The following is a 23598-nucleotide window of genomic DNA, read 5'->3' on the forward strand; positions in this document are numbered from 1 at the left end:
TTTCACCGCTCCCCGGCGTCGAAAACGAACTCGGTGCGCAGCCCCGGCACCCGCCGGTTCCCGCGCAGCGGAACAAGGTCCACTTCCCGCTCCACGCCCGGCTCGAACCGCACCGACGTGCCGGCGGGCACGTCGAGCCGGTGCCCGCGCGCGGCCTCGCGGTCGAATTCCAGCCCCGGGTTCACGGCCGCGAAGTGGTAGTGCGAACCGACCTGCACGGGCCGGTCGCCAAGGTTGCGCACGAGCAGCCGCACCCGGTTCCGTCCGGGATTCAGCTCGACGGGTTCGTCGCCGGGAAAAACCTCACCTGGACGCACTCGGTTCTCCTAGACGATCGGATCGTGCACGGTGACGAGCTTCGTCCCGTCCGGGAAAGTCGCTTCGACCTGAACCGCGTCGACTATTTCCGGCACCCCTTCGAGCACTTGCGCACGCGAGAGCACGCTTCGGCCACTCGCCGCGAGCTCGCTCACCGAACGCCCGTCGCGCGCGCCTTCGAGCACGTGGTCGGTGATCAGCGCGACCGCCTCCGGGTAGTTGAGGACCACCCCGCGCTCGAGGCGGCGGCGCGCGACGTCGGCGGCGACGTGGACCAGCAGCTTGTCGCGTTCCTGCGGGCTCAGGTGCATGCCACAGGTGTAGCACCGGACCACGCCCACCGCCTGGTTCGGAAACGCAGGATTTACCTGCGGTCCACCACGCGTCTTCACTCGCGGTCACCACCGGTCGCCGAAGAACTTGCTGTGAGACGCCGCGTTCAACTGAATCGTTCTCGGAATCGTGACCGAAACCACCACATCTTTCATTGCCCAGGGCGCCCGGGTGGAGCAAAGTTTGTCCAACCGTGCGATGAGGCGCGCCGAGGTTGCGTGTATCCCGTCAGCGCGAGTGGTCAGACAAAGCCGGGGAAATGCGCATCGAAAGGTTCGCGAAGTGACTACCTCCACCATCAAGCAGACGAACTCAGACCAGGCCGACGACGGCTTCAAGCCGGGCCTCGAAGGCGTGGTGGCGTTCCGCACCGAAATCGCCGAACCCGACCGCGACGGCGGTGCGCTGCGCTACCGCGGTGTCGACATCGAGGACCTCGCCGGCAAGGTGAGCTTCGGCGACGTGTGGGGCCTGCTCGTCGACGGTCGCTTCGGCACCGGACTCCCGCCCGCCGAGCCGTTCCCGCTTCCGGTGCACACCGGCGACGTACGCGTGGACGTGCAGGCGGCGCTCGCCATGCTGGCCCCGATCTGGGGCTTCGGGCCGCTGCTCGACATCACCGACGAGCAGGCGCGCGACCAGCTCGCGCGCGCTTCGGTGATGGCGCTGTCGTACGTAGCGCAGTCGGCGCGCGGCATCTCGCAGCCGGCCGTGCCGGAATCGAGGGTCGACGAGGCGTCGTCCATCACCGAGCGCTTCATGGTCCGCTGGCGCGGCGAGCCGGACCCGGCCCACGTGCGCGCGCTCGACGCCTACTGGGTTTCCGCGGCCGAGCACGGCCTCAACGCCTCCACCTTCACCGCGCGCGTGATCGCGTCGACGGGTGCCGACGTGGCCGCCTCGCTGTCGGGCGCGGTCGGCGCGATGTCGGGCCCGCTGCACGGTGGTGCGCCCGCGCGCGTGCTGCCGATGATCGAAGAGGTCGAGCGCTCCGGTGACGCCGCCGGTCTGGTCAAGGGCATCCTCGACCGCAAGGAGCGCCTGATGGGCTTCGGCCACCGCGTGTACCGCGCGGAGGACCCGCGCGCTCGCGTGCTGCGCCGCACCTGCCAGGAGCTCGGCGCCGAGCGCTACGAGGTCGCCGCCGCGCTGGAGCAGGCCGCGCTGTCCGAGCTGCGCGAGCGCCGCCCGGACCACCCGATCGAGACCAACGTGGAGTTCTGGGCCGCTGTGATCCTGGACTTCGCGAAGGTGCCGCCGGCCATGATGCCGTCGATGTTCTCCTCCGCGCGCACCGCCGGCTGGGCGGCGCACATCATGGAGCAGAAGCGCACCGGCCGCCTCGTGCGCCCGTCGGCGAAGTACGTGGGCCCGGCTCCGCGCAAGCCCGAGGACATCGAGGGCTGGGACACGGTCACCAAGCACTGACCGAAGCACCCCAATGTGGCATTGGGTGCGTTGGACGCAACCAATGCCACATTGGGGTGGTCGGGTCAGGTGGGGCGGTGCACCACGTCGTGGGCCGAGGTCGTGGCGAGCATGGCCGTGAGCTGGTCCACGAGCCAGCCGTCGAGGATCTCGCGCGGCACGTCGCGTTCCTGCAGCCACGAGAGCAGCGCGCCCTCCACCACCGCCGTCCAGCAGCGCAGCGTGAGCAGCACGAGCGGGGACGGTTCGGCCAGCCCCAGCGCGTCGAGGATCAGCGCGACGGAGCGGTTGCGGACCTCGTCGATCGCCGCGTCGGTTTCCGAGGTCGCGATCACGGAACCGCTGCGCAGCAAGGCGACGTAACCCGCGCGGTAATGGTCGGCCACGTCGATCAGCCCGCGCACGGCCGCGCGCAGCCGGTCTTCGGGCGGCCCCTGCTCCAGGCGCGCGAGACCGTCGACGAGGCCGTCGGTCACCGTGCGCAGCGCCTGCACCTGCAGCTCGCGCAGGCTCGCGAAGTAGCGGTAGAACAGCGGCCGCGACACCTCGGCGCGCGCAACGATGTCGTCCACCGTCACCAGCTCGGGCGCGCGGCTGCCGAACAGGTCCAGCGCCGCGGCGATCAGGTCGTCGCGCCGGGCCTGCGGGCTCATCCGGCGCGGGCGGCTCATGGCGTGACGTCCAGCTTCGCCGCCGCGCGCAGCAGTCCGGGCGTGAGGCGCGAAAGGACCAGCGCGACCTTCGCTTCAGGAGTCGACGGCTGGATCGCGCGGTCGCGTTCCACGGCGCGCAGGATGTCGCGCGCCACCTTCTCCGGGCCGAAGCCGCGCCGCGCGTAGAGCTTGGTCGACGCCTTCTGCCGCCGCGCTTCCTCTTCCGGTGCGACGCCGACGAATCGCGTGGTGTTGGTGATGTTCGTGTTCACCAGACCGGGGCAGATCGCCGTGACGCCGATGCCGTCGCCGGCGAGCTCCGCGCGCAGGCCGACACTCAGCGCGAGCACCGCGGCCTTGGTCGTGCCGTACGCGGTGAGCACCTTCGACGGCAGGTACGCGGCGGCCGAGGCGAGGTTCACGATCTGCCCGCCCTCGGCGCGCTCGACCATCATCGGCGCGAACGCGCGGCACCCGTGGATCACGCCCCACAGGTTCACGTCCACGACCTTCTCCCAGTCGGCCAGCGACGTGTCGAGGAACGAGCCGGACATCCCGATCCCGGCGTTGTTCACCACGATGTCGGGCACCCCGAACTCCGTGCGCACCTGCTCGGCGAAGAGCGCCACGGCGTCGCCGTCGGCAGCGTCCACTGTGTACTCGCCGGCCGCGACCCCCTTGTCCCGCACGAGCTTCGCCGTCTCGGTGGCGGCGCCGGCGTCGAGGTCGGTCACCACCACGTCGGCCCCTTCGTCGGCGAACGCGAGCGCGGTGGCGCGCCCGATGCCGCTGCCGGCGCCGGTCACGACCACGAGCCGGCTGGCGAAGCGCCCACCCGCGGCGCCACCGACCCGGGCGCGCTTGAGCGCCCGGCTCTCCTCACCGCCCTCGACGTGGTCGATCAGCTCGGCCGTGGCCGCGGCGATCACGCCGGGCTTGGCGCGTGCGATCCAGTGCGAGCCCGTGAGCCGCCGCACGCGCAGGTCCGGCACCCAGCGCGAGATCTCCGTCTGCAGCGGGGTGGTCACGAACGCGTCGCCCGAGGGCGCGAGCACCTGCACCGGCACGTCGGCCGAGCGCGGCGCGGGCCGCGAGAGGCGCGTGAACATGTTGGCGCGGTAGAGCTTCAGCCCGTGCACGGCGTCGGCGGTCGACACGTGGCCCTCGGCCGGGTCGAGCCGGCGGATCAGCGCGGGCACGAGCCCCGAGCGCCAGCCCAGCTCGGGCACGAGCGGCAGCTGGAACAGGAGGATGTAGTACGAGTGGAGGAACTGCCGCAGCGCGCGGGGCAGGCCCGAAGGACGGCGCAGCTGCTCGCGGAACCACGCGCCGGCGTGGTCGAGGCTCGGGCCGGAGATCGACGTGTACGAGGCGATCCGGCCGCGCAGCTCGTCGCCGGTGACCGCGTGCCAGGTCTGGATCGAGCCCCAGTCATGGGCGAGCAGGTGGACCTTGCCGGTCGGCTGCACGGCGTCGACCACCGCGGCGAGGTCGGCGGCGAGCTGGTCGAGGCGGTACGCGCTGCGGGCGCGGGGCTTGTCCGACTCGCCCGCGCCGCGCACGTCGTAGACCACGACGCGGTGGCGGCGGCCGAGCTCGGCGGCCACGCCGTCCCACATCGAGCCGTTGTCCGGGTAGCCGTGCACGAGCACGACCGTGGGCCCGTCTTCGGCGCCGCTCACGCGCACCGAGAGGCGGACACCGTCACTGGCGGTCACCTGCTTGTGAGACATTCTGTCATGTTAGACAACTTGTCAACAGCGGCCCGGGCCGCGCGGTTCACCTCGGCGGCGGTTGCCGTCCCCCGGGCGTTCGTGCAGTGGGTGATTTTCGAGGTTCACAACGGCGTTTTCGCTGGTTCCACGGGAAACACCGGCCCGTGTCCACCGTTCGATGGACAGCCGGATTCCACTGCCCGGACGTTCCGTGGCGACCCTGCGTGGCCGCAGGATTGACCCATGACCACAGCAGTGAGGGTGCGCGGACTGCGCAAGGAGTACCCGGGCCACGTCGCCGTGGCCGGGCTCGACCTCGACATCCACCACGGTGAGGTGTTCGCGCTTCTGGGGCCCAACGGCGCGGGCAAGACCACCACCGTCGAAATCCTCGAAGGACACCGGCAGCGCACGTCCGGCGAAGCCGCCGTGCTCGGCGAAGACCCCGGCAAGGCCGGGCGCGCGTGGCGGGCCCGGCTCGGCATCGTGCTGCAGACCGCGACCGACGCGGCCGAGCTCACCGTCACGGAGACCGTGCACCACTTCGCGAAGTACTACCCCAACCCGCGAGACGCCGAAGAAGTGATCGACCTGGTCGGCCTCACCGAGAAGGCCGGCGCCCGCGTGAAGTCGCTTTCGGGCGGCCAGCGCCGTCGCGTCGACGTGGCGCTCGGCATCATCGGCCGGCCCGAACTGCTGTTCCTCGACGAGCCCACCACCGGGTTCGACCCCGAGGCCCGGCGGCAGTTCTGGGGCCTGATCGAAGGCCTCGCCGAGGACGGCACCACGATCGTGCTCACCTCGCACTACCTCGACGAGGTGGAGGCGCTGGCCGACCGGCTCGTGGTGATCGCCAACGGCAGCGTGGTCGCGCAGGGGTCTCCCGAAACACTCGGGGGCCGCGGCCAGGCCGAGGCGATCGTGCGCTGGAGCGACGAAACCGGGGAGCACGAGGAACGCACGGCGTACCCGACGAAACTCGTCACGCAGGTGTCCGGCGGGACGAGGGAGCTCGCCGGCCTCACCGTGACGCGCCCCAGCCTGGAGGACATCTACCTTGACCTGATCGGGGAAAAGTCGTGACCACCGCACTCGCCCTCCCGGGCACCTTCACGCTCGGCGCCGCGCGCGGCAGCTTCGAGCTGCGGCAGTTCTTCCGCAACAAGGAGCAGGTGGTCTTCACCTTCTCCCTGCCCGCGGTGCTGATGATCCTGCTCGGGTCCATTCTGGACGGACCGACCGGACAGGCCGGCGTGTCCTCGGGCCAGCTGCTGGCCGCGAGCATGATCGGCGCGGGCATCGTGTCCACGTCGTTCAACAGCGTCGGCATCGGCATCGCGGCCGACCGCGAGGTGGGCGCGCTCAAGCGGCTGCGCGGCACGCCGATGCCGGCCGCGTCGTACTTCATCGGCAAGATGATCATGGTGCTCGTGACCAGCGTGGCGCAGACGGTGATCATGTCCGCGGTGGCGATGCTGCTGTTCGGGCTGAAGCTGCCGGCCGACGGCGAGAAGTGGGCCACGCTGGTGTGGGTGATGCTGCTCGGCGTGATCTCCTCGACGCTGCTCGGCATCTCGATCAGCTCGCTCACCCGCACGGCCAACGGCACGGTGGCGGTGGTGCAGCTGGTGTACCTCGTTCTGCAGTTCATTTCCGGCGTGTTCGTCACCCCGATCACGCACCTGCCGAAGATCATGGTCGACATCGCGTCCTTCTTCCCGCTGAAATGGATCTGCCAGGGTTTCCGGTCGGTCTTCCTGCCGGAGGCGGCCGCGAGTCAGGAGATGGCGGGGTCATGGGAACTTCCGATGGTGGCACTGGTGCTCGGCGCCTGGTGCGTAGCGGGGCTCGTGCTCGCGCGGCTCACGTTCCGCTGGACGAACGAACCGAAGTGACCGCCCCGGACGACGCGTGGGAGCGCTCGTTCTGGGTCTGGGAGGTGCTGTTCGCGGTCGCCTACGTGGCGACCGCCCTCCTGGTCTTCTTCGACACCAGCGTCTCCCGCGCGGAGCAGCTGGTGGCCGAGGCCGCGCTCGCCGCGCTGATCGTCGCCTACGTGGTGGCCGGGCGGCGCATCATCCGCGCCGACGACAACCCGAGGGCCAGGACGGCGGCCACCGCCGTGCTCGTGGTGCTGGTGGCCACGGCGATGTTCGCGGACACGACCTCGGCGTTCGTGCTGTTCCTGGCTTGCCCGATGGTGTTCATGCTGCAGGACATCCGGCCCGGGGTCGTGCTCACGACGGTGCTGATCCTGCTGGAGCCGGTTTCGGCCGTGGTGCGCGGCGGCTGGGAGAACCCGAGCCTGCCGATCCTGCTGCCGATGACCGCGATCCTGGTGGTCTTCAGCGTGCTGGCCGGCAAGTTCACCAGCGACGTGATCAAGCAGAGCTCCGCGCGGGCCGAGCTCATCGCGCAGCTCGAGGACAGCCAGGCCGAGGTCTCGCGCCTCTCCCGCGAGGCCGGCACGGCGGCCGAGCGCGAACGCCTGGCCCGCGAGATCCACGACACGCTGGCGCAGGGCTTCACCAGCATCGTCACACTGGCCCAGGCCATCGAGTCCGAACTGGACACCGATCCGGCCGCGGCGCGGCGGCATCTCGCGCTGGCCTCGCGCACCGCGCGCGAGAATCTCGCGGAGGCCCGGGCGATGGTGGCCGCGCTCGCCCCCTCGGACCTCGCGGCCGGCACGCTCACCGACGCCGTGCGCCGTGCGGCCGAGCGCCTCGCCGACGAGGCCGGCCTGCGCGTGGAGTACGAAGTGGACGATCAGCTGCCACCCCTGGCCACGGCGACCGAGGTCGTGCTGCTGCGGGGCGCGCAGGAGGCACTGGCCAACGTGCGCAAGCACGCGGGCGCCGAGTCGGTGCTGGTGCGGCTGTCCGCTGTGGACGGAGCGGTACGGTTGCGCGTGCGCGACGACGGCTGCGGCTTCTCCCCCGAAGCGCCCACCGAAGGGTTCGGCCTGCGCGGCATGCGGTCGCGGGTCGAGCAGGTGGGTGGCCGGCTGAGCCTCAGCGGCGGCGCCGGCGGCGGAACGGAACTCGAGCTGGAGGTACCTGCGTGATCACGATCATGCTGGTCGACGACCACCCCGTGGTGCGCGAAGGGCTGCGCGGGATGCTCGAGGCCGAAGCCGACCTGACCGTGATCGGCGAAGCGGGCTCGGGCGACGAGGCCATCGCTCTCGACCGCGTGAAGCAGCCCGACGTGGTGCTGATGGACCTGCGCATGCCGGGCCTCGACGGCGTCGGCGCGATCCGCGGCATCCTCAAGGAGACGCCGAAGCGGCGGATCGTCGTGCTCACCACGTACGAGACCGACGCCGACATCCTGCGCGCGGTGGAAGCGGGCGCGGCGGGTTATCTGCTCAAGGACGCGTCCCGCGCCGAGCTGGCCGGCGCGATCCGGGCCGCCGCGCGCGGCGAGACCGTGCTGGCGCCTTCGGTGGCGGGCATGCTCGTGAACCGCGTGCGCAACCCCGAGCCGCCGTCTCCGCTGTCGGCGCGCGAAGTCGAGGTGCTGCGGCTCGTCGCGAAGGGACTCACGAACGCCGAAATCGGGCGCTCGCTGCACATCGGCGAGGCCACGGTGAAAACGCACCTGCTGCGCGTGTTCGGGAAGCTCGGCGTGTCGGACCGCACGGCGGCCGTGACCACGGCACTGGACCGGCAGCTGCTGGGCTGAGCGGCGCGGGGCAGAATGGCGCGCATGCTCGCTTCCACCGAACTCGCCCTGTACCGCCGGCTCGCGCGGGAGCAGGCGTCCTGCCGCACGCCGTCCCTCGTCGCCGCCGTGGTGCGCGACGGGAACCTCGTGTGGTCCGGCGCGCGCGGCCGCGTCGGCTCCGCGCGTCCCGACGACGACACGCAGTACCGCCTCGGCTCGATCACCAAGACGATGATCGCCACGGCCGTGCTGCGCCTGCGGGACGAGGGCCGGCTCGAGCTCACCGACCCGATCGAGAAGCACCTGCCCGGCACCGCGTTCGCCACGGCGACGGTGGCGCAGCTGCTCTCGCACACCTCCGGCCTCACCTCGGAGTCGCCGGGCCTGTGGTGGGAGCGCACGCCGGGCGCCGACTGGGCCGCGCTCGTGGCGAGCCTCGACAAGGACGCGACGAAACTGCGGCCGGGCTTCAAGTTCCACTACTCCAACGTCGGGTTCGGCGTGCTCGGCGAGCTCGTGGCGAGCCACCGTGACCGGCCGTGGTTCGACGTCGTGCGCGACGAGATCCTCACGCCGCTGGGCATGTCCCGCACGACCCCGCACCCTTCCGGCGCTCACGCCGAAGGCTTCGCCGTGCACCCGTTCGCCGACGTCCTGCTGCCCGAGCCCTCGCCCGACGCCGGCGCGATGGCCCCGGCCGGTCAGCTGTGGTCCACGGTCAAGGACCTGGGCCGCTGGACCTCGTTCCTCGGCGGCCACACGGGCGGGGTGCTGAGCGAGGACACCGTGGCCGAGATGCGCACGATGAACACGGTCGACGACACCGAGGTCTGGACCACGGGCTTCGGCCTCGGGGTGATGGTGGTGCGCTACGAGGGCCGCCACCTCGCCGGCCACACCGGCTCGATGCCGGGCTTCCTGGCCGCGTCGCTCGTGGACCCCGCCACCGGCACCGGCGCGCTGTGCCTCACCAACGCCACCTCGGGCGTCGGCATCACGCAGCTCACGCTCGACCTGCTCACGATGACCGACGACCTCGAGCCCGCCCTGCCCGACGAGTGGCAGCCGTCCACTGTGGACGCAGATCTCCTCGCGCTCACCGGTCTCTGGCACTGGGGCCCCACGCCGTACCACCTGCGGGTGCTGGGCTCGGACGTGCTGTCGCTCGACCCCACGAGCGGATCCGGGCGCGCCTCGCGCTTCCGCCGCACCGGGGCGGACACCTGGGTCGGCCTCGACGGCTACTACACCGGCGAGACCCTCACCGTGGGCCGCGACGCGGCCGGCGTGGCCAACCACCTGGACCTCGCCACGTTCATCTTCACCCGCACGCCCTACGACCCGGCCGCGCCGGTTCCGGGCGGCGTCGACGAGGCCGGCTGGCGCTGAGCGCCTTCCCGGCAGCGGTTCCCTCCCTCGGCGGCGGACTTCCGGTCCGCCGCCGAGGGCGTCCGCGCGCCTTCGAGGGAACGGAACCGGGTCCGCGTGTCCCGTTCGCCGGAAGGGGCCCGGAGTGTCGCGTTCCACATACCGGACACCTCCCCACCGCATTGAGCAGGCGCGTCCCGACCTGAGAGACTGCCCACATGACCGACGCAGCGCAGTTGAGCATCCCCGAAGACCTCAAGCCGGCCGATGGGCGCTTCGGTTGCGGACCGTCCAAGGTCCGTGACGAGCAGCTCGCCAAGCTGGCTGAGTCCGGCCGCACCTACCTGGGCACCTCGCACCGGCAGAAGCCGGTGAAGTCGCTGGTCGGGCGCGTGCGTGCGGGGCTGTCCGAGCTGTTCTCCCTGCCCGAGGGCTACGAGGTCATCCTCGGCAACGGTGGCACCACCGCGTTCTGGGACGCCGCCGCGTTCGGGCTCGTGCGCGAGCGCGCGCAGCACTTCACCTACGGCGAGTTCTCGTCGAAGTTCGCGAGCGTCACGAACAAGGCGCCGTTCCTCGGCGACTCGATCATCGTGAAGGCCGAGCCGGGCAGCGCGCCGGACATCGCCTACGAAGCGGGCGCGGACCTCGTCGGCTGGGCGCACAACGAGACCTCCACCGGTGTCGCGGTGCCGGTCCGCCGGCCGGAAGGCAGCGGCGACGCGCTCGTGGCGATCGACGCGACGTCCGGCGCCGGCGGCCTTCCGGTGAAGGCCGAAGACTTCGACGTCTACTACTTCGCCCCGCAGAAGTCCTTCGCGTCCGACGGTGGCCTGTGGATCGCGCTCGCCTCGCCGGCCGCGGTCGAGCGCATCGGCGAGCTGGGCAACGGCGACCGCTGGATCCCCGAGTTCCTGTCGCTCACCACGGCGCTGGACAACTCGCGCAAGGACCAGACGTACAACACCCCGGCCGTGGCCACGCTCTTCCTGCTCGCCGACCAGATCGAGTGGATGAACGGCCAGGGCGGGCTCGACTGGACGACCGCGCGCACCAAGGACTCCTCGAGCCGCCTGTACGAGTGGGCCGAGAAGACCTCGTACACCACGCCGTTCGTGAAGGACGCGGAGCTGCGCTCGCAGGTCGTCGGCACCGTCGACTTCTCCGACGAGGTCGACGCCGCCGCCGTGGCCAAGGTGCTGCGCGCGAACGGCATCGTCGACACCGAGCCGTACCGCAAGCTGGGCCGCAACCAGCTGCGCGTCGGCCTGTTCCCGGCCATCGACCCCGAGGACATCACGAAGCTCACGCAGAGCATCGAGTACGTCGTCGAGCGCCTGGGCTGAGCAACAGCGGTTGAGTTCTCCTGCCGCGACGGGCCCCTCTCACTCCGGGAGGGGCCCGTCGTGCTTCGGGCATCGAACACGGAACACCACTCATTCGTGACGGAACGTGGTCGGCGTGTCCCACGGGTTCCCGGTGAGCGGTCCCGGGAGGATGACGGAGACCGTCGGCAATCGGGTGACGGATCGGTGTGGCATCGGCGCGCCTCGCGCGTCAAGCCGACGCGCCGTTCTAACGTGAGCACCCACAAAGGTGAAGATCGGGGAGGCGAGAATGCGGGCGCTACGGGTGGTCGGGCTGCACGAGGACGGCAAGTCCATCGTGCTCGAAGACCCCGCGAGCCGTACCCGTTTCCTGCTCCCGGCCGATGAGACACTGCGAGCGGCGGCTAGGGGGGACATCGCCCGGCTGGGCCAGATCCAGATCGAGTTGGAGAGCCAGATGCGGCCACGCGAGATCCAGGCGCGAATCCGCGCCGGCGAGTCCGTCGAACAGGTCGCGAGCAGCGCCGGTGTGTCGGAGCAGCGCGTCGAGCGGTTCGCGTACCCCGTGCTGCTGGAGCGTTCGCGCACGGCCGAGCTCGCCCAGAGCGCCCACCCGGTCCGCGAAGACGGCCCCGACGTGCAGACGCTCGGTGAAGTGATCGCGTACGCGTTCGGCGTGCGCGGCCACGACTACGGCCAGGCCCGCTGGGACTCCTGGCGCGGCGACGACGGCAAGTGGGTCGTCGTGCTGCAGTGGAAGGCCGGCCGCTCCGACAACCGCGCCCACTGGTCCTTCTCGCCCGGCGCTCACGGCGGCACGGTGCACGCCCTCGACGAAAACGCCGAGGTGCTGCTCAACCCCAACGCCTACCGCGCGCCGCGCACGGTGCGCGCCCTCGACCCGGCGCGCGACGCCGTGGTGCAGCCGACGCTCGACTCGGCCGAGGACGAGCGGCTCGCCATCGAGGCGCCGGAGAACCCGCACGAGGAAGACGACGACACGCGCGAAATCCCGCGGGTCCCGTCCGACGACGAAGCCGCGGGCGACGACCAGCCGCGCGCGAAGCCGAAGAAGAACCATCCCATCGTGCCGTCGTGGGAAGACGTCCTGCTGGGCGTGCGTTCACAGCGCGGCTAGTTTCCTGCTCCGGACCACGCTGGGGTCAGTGCAGCTCAGTCCAGCTGCGCGACCAGCGACTTCGGTGCCACCAGCCGGTAGGCGTCGCGCACGATCTGGTCGATCTCGCTCCAGTCGACGTCCACGTCCAGGCGCACACCGAGCCAGCCGCGGTGCCCGACGTAGGCCGGCCGGAAGAACCGCTCCGGTTCCGTGCGCACGAGTTCTTCCTGCACACCCGGCGGCGCGGGGCACCAGAAGGCCAGGCGGCCGTCGTTGTGGTGGTTGTCGGCGAACGTCACGAACGTCTTCTTCTCCCGGACGAACCAGGCCGGTGAACCGTGGCTGGGCCGTTCGGTGGCCTCGGGCAGCGCGAGGCACACCTTCCGCAGCCGCTCGAGTGCGTCCATCGAACCAGTATCAGCCGGTCAGCGCGCCGCGTCCATCTGCCTGCTTCCGTCGGGCACCGCGTCCATCGAAACCGTGTCCATCAGCCGGTCAGAGCACGATGGCCAGCACGCCGATCCACGCGGCGACGATGCCGAGGCCCGCGCCGTACACGGCCCAGCGCACGATCGGCAGCCGGCGCCCGAGCCACAGCGAAGGCCCGATGCCGGCGGTCACCACCACGGACGCCAGCAGAGCGAGCCAGCCGCTCGTCTCGCGCGCGAGTGTTCCGGCCAGCGCGAGCATGGCCACGGTGACCAGCACCGCGGCGAACGCCGACACGGTGAGGCCGGTCAGCCATGGCGTCGGTTCGGCGCCCCGGCCGGGCACCCCGCGCCGCCGCGCCACCACCCGAGCCGGCGGCTCGATCACCGTCTCGACGCCGGACACCGGATCGACGAAGCGCACCGTCGTGCCCATCACCGTCGCCAGGCGCCCGGCGAGCTGGCGGCCGCGCTGGGACACCACGGACGAAGCCACTTCGGCGTCGGACCCCGCGCGGGACACCGCGGACGCGACGCGAGCCCATTCGTGCAGTGCTTGCGCCAGGTCCGCGCCGATCGCCAGCCGGCGCGGGTCGACTTCGCGCGCGTGCTCGCCACCCGGGTCGGCGAGCACGGCGCGCTCGCCCCGGATCCGCAGCTCCACTGGCGTCCTCTCGCTGGGCATCCCACCTGCAGATGCCCACCACCGAACGCGGTCACACCTGTCGGCAGCAGCGTAAGCCCCACGAGGGTTCGCGCGGCACAGACACCCGGGCGGATCTCCCAGGGACGGAGGTCGACTTACCGCTGCGCCGACCCCGGCGTGCCGTCCGGCGCGCGCGAATGTTGATCATCGCGCGAAAAGTAGCCTCGCCCACCGGCCTCGCGCCAGGTTTCGCACCGCGCCGGGGTCGGACGGGTCACCGTGAGGGGCCGTTCGGCATCATCGCCTGTGGTTGTCGCGCGAGAATGGGTATCCAGGAAAAGTGAGCACCTCAACGCGTGGCAGCCACCTCGTGGAAGGCGACGGCGGCCGCGGTGGCGACGTTCAGCGAGTCGACGCCGGCCACCATCTCGATGCGCACGGCCAGATCCGCGGCCGTGATCGCTTCGTCGGTGAGCCCCGGTCCTTCGGCGCCGAGCAGCAGCGCCACGCGCTCACCCACTTTCTCGCGCAGTCCGCGCAGCGGAACGGAATCCTGTCGGGGTGTGAGCGCCGCCACGGTGAACCCGCGCTCCCGCAAGAAATCCAGCCCGCCGGGCCAGGAATCGAGCGGCGCGAACGGAACGCGCAGCACGTGTCCCATCGACACCCGCACACTTCGCCGGTACAGCGGATCCGAACAGCCCGGCCCCAACAGCACGCCGTCGACGCCGAGCGCGGAGGCGTTGCGGAAGATCGAACCGAGGTTCTCGTGATCACCCACGCCTTCGAGCACGGCGAGCACCTGCGCACCGTCCACGATCCCGGAAACCTCGGGCGGCTCGGGCCGATCGGCCACGGCCAGCACGCCGCGGTTGAGGTGGAATCCCACAACTTCTGCCATCGTGGCGGCCGAAGTCACGTACGCGGGCGCGTCGGTGCCGGACAGGTCGAGATCCCGCACGCGCCGTTCCACACCGAGCAATGCCCGTACGGGATACCGAGAAGCCAGCATCCGTTCGACCACCACGGTGCCTTCGGCGATCACGAGCCCGCGTCCACCGGGACGGTCCGGTCGCCGGTCCGCAGTGGACAAGTCGCGGAAATCGTCGAGTCGGGGATCTTCCGGATCGTCGGTGAAGATCAGTTCAGCCACACCGCACAGTGTGACATCCGCATGCCGGAACTCCGCCCGGTACAAAGCTGGTCCGAACGACCGGAGAACTCTGGTACGAATGGGCCATTTTCGCGCACGGTCAACCCCCCGTGACGGAGAGCACCAGTTTGGCCGCTAGCCCGGATGCGCCGCACTGTGCGACGGTGGGCGGCCTGGCAGTCCCCGCCCGGACACCTGCGGATCGCAGCCAAGGAGCGCGTCAGACATGGGTACCGATCTTTCGGCGAAACCGTTCGACCAGCTGGACCGAGGACGGTACCGCCGCAAGGTCCAACGCTGTCTCGACACCCTCGCCCGAATGCTCACGGACGGCAGTTTTTCCTTTCCCCGCAAGAATATCGGGCTCGAGGTGGAACTGAATCTGGTCGATGAGCAGCTGCGCCCGTCGATGACCAACACGGCGGTACTCGACGCGCTCGACGATCCGTCGTTCACCACCGAGCTCGGCCAGCACAACCTCGAGCTGAACGTGCCGCCGCGCCCGCTCGCCGGGGATTCGGCGCTGCAGCTGGAAGACGACCTGCGCGCTTACCTCGGCAAAGCCGCGGCCAAGGCCGCGGACGCCGGCTCGGCGCTCGCGATGATCGGGATCCTACCGACACTGCGTCAAGAACACTTCGACCAGAAATGGCTCACGAACAACGCGCGGTATTCGTCGCTCAACGACCAGATCTTCGCCGCCAGGGGCGAGCGAATCGCGCTTTCCATGGACGGCGCGGCGCTCGCCGGCGAACAGCCGGAAAGGCTGCGCAGTTTCTCGGAATCCATCCTTCCGGAAGCCGCGTGCACGTCGGTTCAGCTGCACCTGCAGGTGGCGCCCGAGGAATTCGCGGCGCACTGGAACGCGGCACAATGCCTCGCCGGCGTGCAGACCGCACTGGCCGCCAACTCACCCTTCCTGCTGGGCAAGGCATTGTGGCACGAAACGCGGATCCCGCTGTTCCAGCAGGCCACCGACACCCGTCCGGAAGAGCTGAAGAACCAAGGCGTTCGGCCGAGAGTGTGGTTCGGCGAGAGGTGGATCACGTCGATCTTCGATTTGTTCGAGGAGAACGTGCGTTATTTCCCGGGACTGCTGCCGCAGACCGACACCGAGGATCCGCTCGAGACGCTGGAGTCGGGACAAGCGCCGAAGCTCACCGAGCTGCGCATGCACAACGGCACGATCTGGCGCTGGAACCGGCCGGTGTACGACGTGGTCGACGGCCTACCGCACCTGCGAGTGGAGAATCGCGTGCTGCCGGCCGGGCCCACGGTGGTCGACATCGTGGCCAACGCCGCGTTCTTCTACGGCGCCCAGCGCGCGCTCGCCGAGCAGGAACGGCCCGTGTGGACGCAGATGTCCTTCCAGGCCGCGGAGGAGAACCTCTACGCCGGCGCGCGCAAGGGCTTCGAAGCGCAGCTGTACTGGCCCGGCATCGGCTGGATCCCACCCGACGAGCTGGCGCTGCGCGTGCTGCTGCCGCTGGCGCACGAAGGCCTGCGCCGCTCCGGCGTGTCCGACGAGGCGCGCGTGAAGTACCTCGGCGTGATCGAGCGCCGCTGCCTCGCACGGCGCAGCGGCGCCACCTGGCAGCGCGACTTCGTGCTGCGCGCCCAGCACCACGGCGACGACCGCGAGACGGCGCTGAACCGCATGCTGGGCCGCTACCTCGAGCTCTCGGCCTCCGGCGAACCCGTGCACACCTGGCCGCTCACCGACTGAGTGAATGCGCTCGCGCGCCCTTATGGTTGCTCGGCAGGGTTGCTTGAGCCGCACTCGGGAGGCAGGGGAACAACGGTGCCGAAGGTACTCGGCGGTTCGCTGGAAGCGCACCGGCGCGAAGTCCGCGCGCGGGTGTTCGAGGTGCTGCGCGCGCAGCTGTACGAGCGCGGCTTCGACGCGATCACGCTCGCCGGCGTCGCCGCGGAGGCCGGGCTCGGCCGCACCGCGCTGTACAACCACTTCCCCGACAAGGAAAGCCTGCTCGTCGCGTTCGTCGAGGACGAGGCCGCGCGCTACGTCGAGCGGCTGCGCACCGCCGTGGAAGCCGAGACGGACCCGGTCGCGCAGCTGGCCACGTTCGTCCGGCTGCAGCTGCGCGTGCTCGCCGAGCACCACCTGCCGCCCGGCGGCGCCCTCGAGTCGGCGCTGGCTCCTGCGGCCTACCGGCGCATCAGCGCGCACGCCGACCCGATCACCGGGCAGCTGCGCGCGGTGCTGCTGGCCGGCGTCGACGCGGGAAGCTGGCCCGCGCCGGACGTGGACGTGGTCGTCTCGATGATCACCGCGGCGCTCGGCACGCGGCAGGTGGTGGACGTGCCGGCGGACCGGCTCGGCGACGTGATCGAAGCGGCCGTGGCGTTCGTGCTGCGGGCCGTCGGTTCGAGTGAACTTCCGGATCCGCGTCCGATTTAGGGTAGCCTAAGCCGCAATCGTGGCCTACGCTCTTTCTGACAGCCTGTCAGATCGAGGGAGGCCTCCATGTCGGTGACCACTGAGCTCGAAGCCCGGCCGTTCTCCGGACAGCTGCGGGAGTCGACCAGGGGCGTGCACGACCGGGCCAACCACTCCGCGTACATGAACGCACTGCTCGGCGGCGAGCTTTCGCTGGCCGGCTACACGCAGCTCGCGGTGCAGTACTACTTCGTCTACCAGGCCATCGAGCACGTCAGCGACACGATGGCCGGCGACGCCGTGGGCCGCGAGTTCGTGTTCGACGAGTTGCGCCGGCTGCCTTCGCTCGAGCGCGACCTCGCGCACCTGGTGGGCCCGGCCTGGCGCACCGAGATCCGGCCGCTGGCCAGCACCCGGGCGTACGCCGCGCGCATCGCCGAGGCGTCGACGTGGGCCGGCGGGTACGTGGCGCACCACTACACGCGCTACCTCGGCGACATCGCGGGCGGCCAGATCATCCGGCGGCTGCTGGAAAAGAACTTCGACCTCGCCGAGGCCGGCTCGCTCTTCTACCACTTCGACGAGCTCGGCAGCGCACCCGCGTTCCGCGACCGCTACCGCGCGAAGCTCGACGCGGCGCCGTGGAACGACGAAGCCCGCGCCCAGGTGATCAACGAGACACTGGTGGCCTTCGAACACAACGTGGCCGTGTTCGACGAACTCGCGCTGGACCTGGACCGCTACCGGCTCGCCTGACGGCCGTGTGGATGAGGCTGATCACACGAAGTTGACCTCCAGTTTGCTGGAGGTACAACGCTGGGTTTCGCACGCTGCCCACACGGGTACGCACAGGCCGGACAAGTCTGCCCACCTCGCGATACTCAGGCCGCCCCCGGTCGCCGCGAACCCGGGTGTGCTACTAGGTTCGGTAGTAGGAACTTGTGTCGAAGACAGAAGGAGGGCCAATGGCCCGGTACAACCTGCCCGATCTCGACTACGACTACGGCGCCCTCGCGCCCCACATCTCGGGTCAGATCAACGAGCTGCACCACAGCAAGCACCACGCGACCTACGTCAAGGGCGCGAACGACACGCTCGACAAGATCGCCGAGGCGCGCGAAGCCGGCGACTTCGGCAACATCGTGGGCCTCGAGACCACGCTGGCCTTCAACCTGGCCGGCCACGCCAACCACGTCGTCTGGTGGAAGATCCTTTCCCCGGAAGGCGGCGACAAGCCGACCGGCGAACTGGCCGCGGCGATCGACGAGGCGTTCGGCTCCTTCGACAAGTTCAAGGCGCAGTTCACCGCCGTCTCCACCACGATCCAGGGCAACGGCTGGGGCGCGCTCTCCTGGGACCCGATCGGCAAGACGCTGATCACCCAGCAGCTGCGCGACCACCACAACAACCTGATCCTGCCGACCACGCCGATCCTGCTGGTCGACGTGTGGGAGCACGCGTTCTACCTGGACTACAAGAACGTGAAGCCGGACTACGTCAAGGCTCTGTGGAACATCTTCAACTGGGCCGAGATCAGCAAGCGGTTCGACAACGCGGTCGCCGGCGGCAACGGCCTGCTCGGCTGAACCCGTTTGGTCCGAAAGCGGGGTTCTCCTTCACGGAGGACCCCGTTTTTCCTTTTCCGGGTTGACTTCGAGTGCACTTCAGGTGTGAGGCTGGGGCCATGGACGTCGACGCCTACCTCGCCCGCCTCGACCTCGCCCTGCCCGCCGAGGCCGACCTCGCGACGCTGCGGCAGCTGCAGGAACGCCACCTCGAACGCGTGCCGTTCGAGAACCTGAGCGTGCACCTCGGTGAGCCCATCGAGCTGACCGAGGACGCGTTGTTCGACAAGATCGTGCGCCGCCGCCGCGGCGGGTTCTGCTACGAACTCAACGGCCTCTTCGCAGCCCTCCTGCGCGAGCTCGGCTTCGACGCCGCGCTGCACGGCGCCCAGGTTTTCACCGGCGAGGGGGTGCCCGGGCCGCCGCTGGACCACGTGGCCGTGGTGGTGACGCTGGAGGGCGAGCAGTGGCTCGTGGACGTCGGGTTCGGCCGGTTCAGCCGCGGCCCGCTGCGCCTGGCGGCCGTGGAGGTGCAGCGCGACCTCGACGGCGAGTTCCTGTTCCTGGACGCCCCGTTCGGCGATGTCGACGTGCTGATGGACGGCAAGCCCACGTTCCGCCTGGAGCAGCGCACCCGGCCGCTCTCGGACTTCGTGCCGATGGCGTGGTGGCAGTCGACCTCGCCGCAGTCGGGCTTCACCCGCCGGCTCACTTGCTCGCGGCCGACGTCGCAGGGCCGCGTGACGCTGTCGGGCCACCGGCTGATCGAGACCGTGGACGGCGTGCGCAACGAGGTGCTGCTGGCCACCGACGACGCGGTGCGCACCGCGTACCGCGTGTACTTCGGCATCGAGCTGTCGCGGCTGCCCACCCCACCAGGTGAGCACCTCTTGACGGAGCCGGCGGCCGACCCGACCATGAACCCGTCATGAGGGATTCTTCGGCCTAGCCGGCCGAAAGGGCCCCGTTATGAACGGAGCCCCGCCCCTGGGGTTCCCAGGTGCGGGGCTCCGTCCGTTCCCGAACTGACTGCCGCTCCCACCACGAAGCGGACATGTATGAGGTTAGCCTAACCTCATACGAACGGGCAAGCCCCCTCTTGCGGAGACCCACCTCTCACTCGTCCGAGTGACCCCTTGCGCGCTGGAGACGCCCCCGAACGCCGTGAAGGGCGCCTCCAGAGACCTGAATCCCTCAAGGCGCCCTTCACGGAGCGAGATGGAGCCACGGACCGGGGTGCGGCCCGGCAGGAGCCGTCAGACGCGTTCGCGCTTGAGCACGCGCAGACCGTTGCCGAACCGCCGCACCGGCAGGCTCACGCCGCCGCGCCGGATCAGCACCAGCGCGCACACCACCGCGGCGATCAGCGAGATCGCGCCGCCGATGTAGAACGGCGAGCGGCCGCCGAACGCGTCGGCCATCCAGCCGGTCATCGGGCCGCCGATCGGGTTGCCGCCGATGAGCACGAGCACGTAGATGCCCATCACGCGGCCGCGCATCTCCGGGGAGACGGACGTCTGCACGAGTGCGTTGGCCGTGTTCAGGAACGTGATGGTGGCGAAGCCGAGCGGGATGAGGCCGATGCCGAACGCCAGGTACGTCGGCATGAACGCCGTGATGAACTCGAACAGGCCGAGCAGCGCCCCGGAGATCAGCATGAGCCGTACGCGGGGGCGGCTCTTGATCCCGCGGCGCGCGGACAGCAGAGCGCCCACGAACGTCCCCACCGCGACGAGCGTGGACAACAGCCCGTAACCGTCGGCCTGGGTGTGGAAGACGTTGGCGGCGACGATCGGCAGCGACGTGAAGTAGGTGATGCCGAACGTGCTGACGAAGAACATCAGCACCATCACCGTGACCAGGTCGGAGCGGTGGCGCACGTAGCGCAGCCCCTCCATGAGCTGGCCCTTCGCGCGGGGGATCGCGGGGCCGCGGAAGAGCTTGGCGGGATTCATCATCGCGAGCCCGGTGACCACGGCGATGGTGCTCACCGCGTTGGCGAGGAACAGCCAGCCCGTGCCGACCCAGGTGATCGCGAACCCGGCGATGGCCGGGCCGACGATGCGAGCCAGGTTGAAGATCGAGGAGTTGAGCGCCACGGCGTTGGCGATCTGGTCGCGGCCCACCATCTCGGCGACGAACGACTGGCGCGTGGGCACCTCGATGGCCGAGGTGATGCCGAGCATCATGCACAGCAGGTACACGTGCCAGATCTGCACGACCCCGGTCAGGTCCAGCACACCCAGCAGAGTCGCCTGCACGCAGTTGATGCTCTGGATGAGGATCAGCAGCCGCCGCTTGTCCACGCGGTCGGCGAGCACGCCGGCCTGCAGCGAGAGCAACAGCGTCGGCGTGAACTGGAACGCGACGGCGATGCCGAGGGCGACCGGGTTGTTGCCGGAGAGCTGGAACACCAGCCAGTCCTGGGCGATGCGCTGCATCCAGGTGCCGACGTTCGAGATGACCTGGCCGGTGAAGAACAGCCGGTAGTTGCGCACGCGCAGCGACGCGAACATGCCCTTGCCGCGCTTGGGCTCCACGGGTCTGTCGGGTTCGGCCGGTTCCCGGGGCACGCGGTCGGCGCCGTCGGGCCGGCTCGCGGGGGTGCTCGGGGTGCCTGTCGTGCTCGGCGTGCCTGAGGCGGCCGTGCGCTGGGCTGGGGTGCCGGGTGGTCCGGACGTGGGCGGGCTGGCCGGCTGTGGCGCCGTGTCCCGGGTAGCAACGGTTTCGGTCGTACGCTCTGCTTCGCTACCCGTGGTCGCCACCGGTGTTAGTTCCCCGCCATCCTGTCGATGATCTCAGCGGCGCGGGAGAGCACTTCGAGCTCTTCCTCGCCGAGTTCGGCCAATTGCCGATCCAGCCACGCCTCCCGCACCGAAATGGCCTTCTTCACGAAGGCCAGCCCGCTGTCGGACAGCTCGACGATGGCCTGCCGCCCGTCGGTCGGGTGGGGCCTGCGCTCGACGAACCCCATCTCCTCGAGCGCGGCGATCACCCTCGTCATCGAGGGCGGCTGGACGCCTTCCTTGGCGGCCAGCTGACCGGGCGTCAGCGGACCGCACTTGTGCAAGGTGGACAGCGCCGCGGTCTGCGTCAACGTGACGTCGTCGCCCACGCGCTGAGCCCGGAGCCGGCGGTTGAGCCGGACCACCGCGAGACGCAGACGGCTCGCGAGGGAGCGCTCATGCGTGTCGCCGGACATATAGTTAGCTTACCTCACGAAAATGGCGCCGGAGGGTGAACCCCGCCACCTCCGGCGATCACGCACAGCTCAGGACGGCGCCGTTCGCTCAGCTCAGCGCGGCCTGGATCGGACCCACCGCGAAGTACGCCACGAACGCCACCGCGATGACCCACATCAGCGGGTGCACCTGGCGGGCCTTGCCTGTGGCGGCGCGGATCACGACGTAGCTCACGAAGCCGGCGCCGATGCCGTTGGCGATGGAGTAGGTGAACGGCATTACGACGATCGTGAGGAAGGCCGGCAGCGCGATCGAGAAGTCCGTGAAATCGATGTCGCGGACCTGGCCCATCATCAGCGCGCCCACGACCACCAGCGCCGGCGCGGCGGCTTCCACCGGCACGACCTGGTAGAGCGGCGTGAGGAACATGGCGGCGAGGAAGAGCACGCCGGTCACGACGTTGGCCAGGCCCGTGCGCGCGCCTTCGGCGATGCCGGACGCGGACTCCACGAACACGGTGTTGGAGCTGGCCGAGCCGAAGCCGCCGGCCGCGCCCGCGAGGCCTTCCACGAACAGCGCGCGCCCGACGTTCGGCAGCTGCCCGTCCTTGCCGATCAGGCCGGCTTCCTTGCCGAGGCCCGTCATGGTGCCCATGGCGTCGAAGAAGTCGGCGAGCACGAGCGTGAACACGAGCAGGACGACGGTGATGATCGGCAGCCGCGTCCAGGCGCCGAACGACACGTCGCCGACGAGCGAGAGGTCCGGCACGCCGACGACGTTGCTCGGCAGTGCCGGGTAGCCGAGGTTCCAGCCTTTGGGATCGGTGCCGTTGGACGGGCCGGCCTTCACGATCGCCTCGACCACGATGGCCAGCACCGTCGAGCTCAGCACGCCGATCAGGATCGCGCCCTTGACCTTCTTGGCCACGAGGATCGCGGTGAGCAGCAGGCCGACCACGAACACGGCCGTGGGCCAGGAGGCGACCGAGCCGTTGATGCCGAGCCCGACCGGCACGGTGGTGTGCGCGTCGTCCGGCAGGCGGCGCACGAAGCCGGCGTCGACGAGGCCGATGAGGCAGATGAACAACCCGATGCCCACCGCGATCGCCGACTTGAGCGCCGGCGGCACCGCGCGGAACACGGCCGTGCGGAAGCCGGTGAGCACCAGCAGCACGATGATCACGCCCTCGATCACCACCAGGCCCATCGCCTCGGGCCACGTCATCTGCGGCGCGAGCGTGACGGCCAGCAGGCTGTTGAGGCCCAGACCGGTCGCGATGGCGAACGGGTAGTTGGCCACCAGACCCATCAGGATCGTCATCACGCCGGCCACCAGCGCCGTGACCGCGGCGACGGCCGGCACCGGCAGGATGTGGCCGAGCACGTCGGCGTGCGCCGAGGGCGTGTTCGCGGCGAAGCTGCCGATGATGAGCGGGTTGAGCACCACGATGTAGGCCATGGTCACGAACGTGACGACACCACCGCGGACTTCACGCCCTGGCGTGGAGCCACGTTCGGTGATCTTGAAGAAGCGGTCCAGAGTGGACACGTTCTCCTTCACGCGCTGGTCCGTCATGACCTGCCCCTGTCCTGCTCGCTGCCGTGCTGCCTCGGTGCCGTGCTGCTGTTTCGGTGGTGCTGTTTCGGTGGTGCCTTGGTGGTGCCGGCGGTCGGTGGTGCCATGTCCGGTGCCGTCGGACCACGTCCGGTGTCGCCGCGCGCCCGGACGCCCGGGGTAGCCTTCACCCCGTGGACGAACCGATCAATCCCGCGGAGGCCGCGGGCACGTTGCGGCACACGCCGGACCTGCCCAAGCGCCTGACCGACCTGACTCCGGTGGTGATCGTAGGTACCTCACTCTGGGCGGTCGCACTGGTGGTGCTCTTTTTCGCCACCGACGGCGTCTGGGTCTGGACGGCCTTCGCCGGCATCGTCCTGGGCTTCATCGGCTTCGGCATCATCTTCTGGCAGCGCGCCGCGGCCCGCCGCGGCTCGAAGTCAGCTCAGCGACTGTAGTTTCCGCCGATTTCCGGCGCGTCCGGATCAACCGGCTGCGATTTCGGTTGCCGGTGGCGCTGCTCGGGTCAGCCCAGCAGCGTGTGTGGAGCGCGATCAGCGAGCTCGGCGATCCGGTCCCGGTAACTGCTGCTTCCACCGGATTCGGCCACGGCCAGACCGCGCGGCCGAGATTCCGGTCACTCGGGCTCGTGCCGCTCAGGCCAGCCCGACACCGTGCGCGTCGCGTAATCCCCGAGCGCGGTGATCCTGCCCCGGCAACTGCAGCTCTCCCGGATT

Annotated in this window: 24 protein-coding genes; 14 read left to right on the forward strand and 10 right to left on the reverse strand. The window is 70.2% G+C overall.

The annotated features are described in order from the left end of the window. Window positions 1–2: 2 nt before the first annotated feature. A complete protein-coding gene (locus VSH64_RS32210; RefSeq protein ID WP_326566514.1) occupies window positions 3–317 on the reverse strand; it encodes an urease subunit beta in 315 nt (104 codons plus the stop codon). A 9-nt stretch (window positions 318–326) separates the two neighbouring features. After that, window positions 327–629, reverse strand: coding sequence for an urease subunit gamma (locus VSH64_RS32215; RefSeq protein ID WP_326566515.1), 303 nt, complete (start codon window positions 627–629; stop codon window positions 327–329). Between the two features lie 304 nt (window positions 630–933). On the opposite strand from VSH64_RS32215, the gene VSH64_RS32220 reads away from it, so the two are divergent. After that, a complete protein-coding gene (locus VSH64_RS32220) occupies window positions 934–2079 on the forward strand; it encodes a citrate synthase 2 (protein WP_326566516.1) in 1146 nt (381 codons plus the stop codon). A 65-nt stretch (window positions 2080–2144) separates the two neighbouring features. Here the strand turns inward: VSH64_RS32220 and VSH64_RS32225 are convergent, their stop codons facing one another. Beyond that, window positions 2145–2732 (reverse strand): TetR/AcrR family transcriptional regulator, encoded by a 588-nt coding sequence (locus tag VSH64_RS32225; protein ID WP_326838081.1) that lies wholly within the window; start codon window positions 2730–2732, stop codon window positions 2145–2147. 14 nt (window positions 2733–2746) lie between these two features. Next, complete coding sequence (locus VSH64_RS32230; protein WP_326838082.1) at window positions 2747–4450, reverse strand: SDR family oxidoreductase; 1704 nt, start codon at window positions 4448–4450, stop codon at window positions 2747–2749. A 240-nt stretch (window positions 4451–4690) separates the two neighbouring features. Between VSH64_RS32230 and VSH64_RS32235 the strand changes: the two genes are divergently transcribed. The 7 genes from VSH64_RS32235 to sepH all read left to right on the forward strand — a co-directional run bounded on the left by VSH64_RS32235 (window position 4691) and on the right by sepH (window position 11950). Beyond that, window positions 4691–5530, forward strand: a complete 840-nt coding sequence (locus VSH64_RS32235) for an ABC transporter ATP-binding protein (protein WP_326566517.1) — start codon at window positions 4691–4693, stop codon at window positions 5528–5530. Then, complete coding sequence (locus VSH64_RS32240; RefSeq protein ID WP_326566518.1) at window positions 5527–6342, forward strand: ABC transporter permease; 816 nt, start codon at window positions 5527–5529, stop codon at window positions 6340–6342. The genes VSH64_RS32235 and VSH64_RS32240 overlap by 4 nt, the downstream gene beginning before the upstream one ends. Continuing rightward, a complete protein-coding gene (locus VSH64_RS32245) occupies window positions 6339–7514 on the forward strand; it encodes a sensor histidine kinase (RefSeq protein ID WP_326566519.1) in 1176 nt (391 codons plus the stop codon). The genes VSH64_RS32240 and VSH64_RS32245 overlap by 4 nt, the downstream gene beginning before the upstream one ends. Continuing rightward, on the forward strand, window positions 7511–8134 hold the full coding sequence (locus VSH64_RS32250) for a response regulator transcription factor (RefSeq protein ID WP_326566520.1): 624 nt from the start codon (window positions 7511–7513) through the stop codon (window positions 8132–8134). The genes VSH64_RS32245 and VSH64_RS32250 overlap by 4 nt, the downstream gene beginning before the upstream one ends. Before the next feature lie 24 nt (window positions 8135–8158). Further along, window positions 8159–9505, forward strand: coding sequence for a serine hydrolase domain-containing protein (locus tag VSH64_RS32255; RefSeq protein WP_326566521.1), 1347 nt, complete (start codon window positions 8159–8161; stop codon window positions 9503–9505). Window positions 9506–9702: 197 nt separating this feature from the next. Further along, window positions 9703–10830 carry a phosphoserine transaminase gene (serC, locus tag VSH64_RS32260; protein ID WP_326566522.1) on the forward strand — a complete coding sequence of 376 codons (1128 nt, stop codon included), beginning with the start codon at window positions 9703–9705 and terminating at the stop codon, window positions 10828–10830. A gap of 271 nt (window positions 10831–11101) precedes the next feature. Next, window positions 11102–11950: a septation protein SepH gene (gene sepH, locus VSH64_RS32265; RefSeq protein ID WP_326566523.1), complete on the forward strand. Its 849-nt coding sequence runs from the start codon at window positions 11102–11104 to the stop codon at window positions 11948–11950. Between the two features lie 35 nt (window positions 11951–11985). On the opposite strand, the gene VSH64_RS32270 is transcribed toward sepH, so the two are convergent. From VSH64_RS32270 to VSH64_RS32280, 3 genes are all read right to left on the reverse strand, one after another. Continuing rightward, the gene (locus VSH64_RS32270; RefSeq protein WP_326566524.1) at window positions 11986–12339 is read right to left on the reverse strand and encodes an MmcQ/YjbR family DNA-binding protein; all 354 of its coding nucleotides are present in this window, start codon (window positions 12337–12339) and stop codon (window positions 11986–11988) included. An 88-nt stretch (window positions 12340–12427) separates the two neighbouring features. After that, window positions 12428–13024 (reverse strand): DUF2537 domain-containing protein, encoded by a 597-nt coding sequence (locus VSH64_RS32275; protein WP_326838083.1) that lies wholly within the window; start codon window positions 13022–13024, stop codon window positions 12428–12430. A gap of 331 nt (window positions 13025–13355) precedes the next feature. Further along, the gene (locus VSH64_RS32280) at window positions 13356–14159 is read right to left on the reverse strand and encodes a TrmH family RNA methyltransferase (RefSeq protein ID WP_326566525.1); all 804 of its coding nucleotides are present in this window, start codon (window positions 14157–14159) and stop codon (window positions 13356–13358) included. 226 nt (window positions 14160–14385) lie between these two features. Between VSH64_RS32280 and VSH64_RS32285 the strand changes: the two genes are divergently transcribed. From VSH64_RS32285 to VSH64_RS32305, 5 genes are all read left to right on the forward strand, one after another. Continuing rightward, window positions 14386–15885, forward strand: a complete 1500-nt coding sequence (locus tag VSH64_RS32285; RefSeq protein ID WP_326566526.1) for a glutamate-cysteine ligase family protein — start codon at window positions 14386–14388, stop codon at window positions 15883–15885. Window positions 15886–15960: 75 nt separating this feature from the next. After that, complete coding sequence (locus VSH64_RS32290) at window positions 15961–16578, forward strand: TetR/AcrR family transcriptional regulator (RefSeq protein WP_326566527.1); 618 nt, start codon at window positions 15961–15963, stop codon at window positions 16576–16578. A 66-nt stretch (window positions 16579–16644) separates the two neighbouring features. Further along, window positions 16645–17313 (forward strand): biliverdin-producing heme oxygenase, encoded by a 669-nt coding sequence (locus VSH64_RS32295; RefSeq protein ID WP_326566528.1) that lies wholly within the window; start codon window positions 16645–16647, stop codon window positions 17311–17313. Window positions 17314–17522: 209 nt separating this feature from the next. Further along, entirely contained in the window at window positions 17523–18143 is a 621-nt protein-coding gene (locus VSH64_RS32300; protein ID WP_326566529.1) for a superoxide dismutase, read from the forward strand. Window positions 18144–18241: 98 nt separating this feature from the next. Continuing rightward, window positions 18242–19054, forward strand: coding sequence for an arylamine N-acetyltransferase family protein (locus VSH64_RS32305; protein WP_326566530.1), 813 nt, complete (start codon window positions 18242–18244; stop codon window positions 19052–19054). Window positions 19055–19378: 324 nt separating this feature from the next. On the opposite strand, the gene VSH64_RS32310 is transcribed toward VSH64_RS32305, so the two are convergent. The 3 genes from VSH64_RS32310 to VSH64_RS32320 all read right to left on the reverse strand — a co-directional run bounded on the left by VSH64_RS32310 (window position 19379) and on the right by VSH64_RS32320 (window position 22879). Beyond that, the gene (locus VSH64_RS32310) at window positions 19379–20638 is read right to left on the reverse strand and encodes an MFS transporter (protein ID WP_326838084.1); all 1260 of its coding nucleotides are present in this window, start codon (window positions 20636–20638) and stop codon (window positions 19379–19381) included. A gap of 254 nt (window positions 20639–20892) precedes the next feature. After that, on the reverse strand, window positions 20893–21324 hold the full coding sequence (locus tag VSH64_RS32315) for a MarR family winged helix-turn-helix transcriptional regulator (RefSeq protein WP_326566531.1): 432 nt from the start codon (window positions 21322–21324) through the stop codon (window positions 20893–20895). Between the two features lie 88 nt (window positions 21325–21412). Continuing rightward, window positions 21413–22879 carry an NCS2 family permease gene (locus VSH64_RS32320; protein WP_326566532.1) on the reverse strand — a complete coding sequence of 489 codons (1467 nt, stop codon included), beginning with the start codon at window positions 22877–22879 and terminating at the stop codon, window positions 21413–21415. A 212-nt stretch (window positions 22880–23091) separates the two neighbouring features. On the opposite strand from VSH64_RS32320, the gene VSH64_RS32325 reads away from it, so the two are divergent. Beyond that, complete coding sequence (locus tag VSH64_RS32325) at window positions 23092–23319, forward strand: DUF2530 domain-containing protein (RefSeq protein WP_326838085.1); 228 nt, start codon at window positions 23092–23094, stop codon at window positions 23317–23319. Window positions 23320–23598: the final 279 nt, after the last annotated feature.

This window comes from Amycolatopsis rhabdoformis, assembly GCF_035918295.1.
GTDB classification, from domain to species: Bacteria; Actinomycetota; Actinomycetes; order Mycobacteriales; family Pseudonocardiaceae; genus Amycolatopsis; species Amycolatopsis rhabdoformis.

Excerpts from the sequence above, each read along its gene's own strand:
- VSH64_RS32215 (WP_326566515.1), bottom strand. The coding sequence starts at position 629 with ATGCACCTGAGCCCGCAGGAACGCGACAAGCTGCTGGTCCACGTCGCC.
- VSH64_RS32225 (WP_326838081.1), bottom strand. The coding sequence starts at position 2,732 with ATGAGCCCGCAGGCCCGGCGCGACGACCTGATCGCCGCGGCGCTGGAC.
- VSH64_RS32235 (WP_326566517.1), top strand. The coding sequence starts at position 4,691 with ATGACCACAGCAGTGAGGGTGCGCGGACTGCGCAAGGAGTACCCGGGC.
- VSH64_RS32255 (WP_326566521.1), top strand. The coding sequence starts at position 8,159 with ATGCTCGCTTCCACCGAACTCGCCCTGTACCGCCGGCTCGCGCGGGAG.
- serC (WP_326566522.1), top strand. The coding sequence starts at position 9,703 with ATGACCGACGCAGCGCAGTTGAGCATCCCCGAAGACCTCAAGCCGGCC.
- sepH (WP_326566523.1), top strand. The coding sequence starts at position 11,102 with ATGCGGGCGCTACGGGTGGTCGGGCTGCACGAGGACGGCAAGTCCATC.
- VSH64_RS32270 (WP_326566524.1), bottom strand. The coding sequence starts at position 12,339 with ATGGACGCACTCGAGCGGCTGCGGAAGGTGTGCCTCGCGCTGCCCGAG.
- VSH64_RS32285 (WP_326566526.1), top strand. The coding sequence starts at position 14,386 with ATGGGTACCGATCTTTCGGCGAAACCGTTCGACCAGCTGGACCGAGGA.
- VSH64_RS32295 (WP_326566528.1), top strand. The coding sequence starts at position 16,645 with ATGTCGGTGACCACTGAGCTCGAAGCCCGGCCGTTCTCCGGACAGCTG.
- VSH64_RS32300 (WP_326566529.1), top strand. The coding sequence starts at position 17,523 with ATGGCCCGGTACAACCTGCCCGATCTCGACTACGACTACGGCGCCCTC.
- VSH64_RS32305 (WP_326566530.1), top strand. The coding sequence starts at position 18,242 with ATGGACGTCGACGCCTACCTCGCCCGCCTCGACCTCGCCCTGCCCGCC.
- VSH64_RS32310 (WP_326838084.1), bottom strand. The coding sequence starts at position 20,638 with ATGTTCGCGTCGCTGCGCGTGCGCAACTACCGGCTGTTCTTCACCGGC.
- VSH64_RS32315 (WP_326566531.1), bottom strand. The coding sequence starts at position 21,324 with ATGTCCGGCGACACGCATGAGCGCTCCCTCGCGAGCCGTCTGCGTCTC.
- VSH64_RS32320 (WP_326566532.1), bottom strand. The coding sequence starts at position 22,879 with ATGACGGACCAGCGCGTGAAGGAGAACGTGTCCACTCTGGACCGCTTC.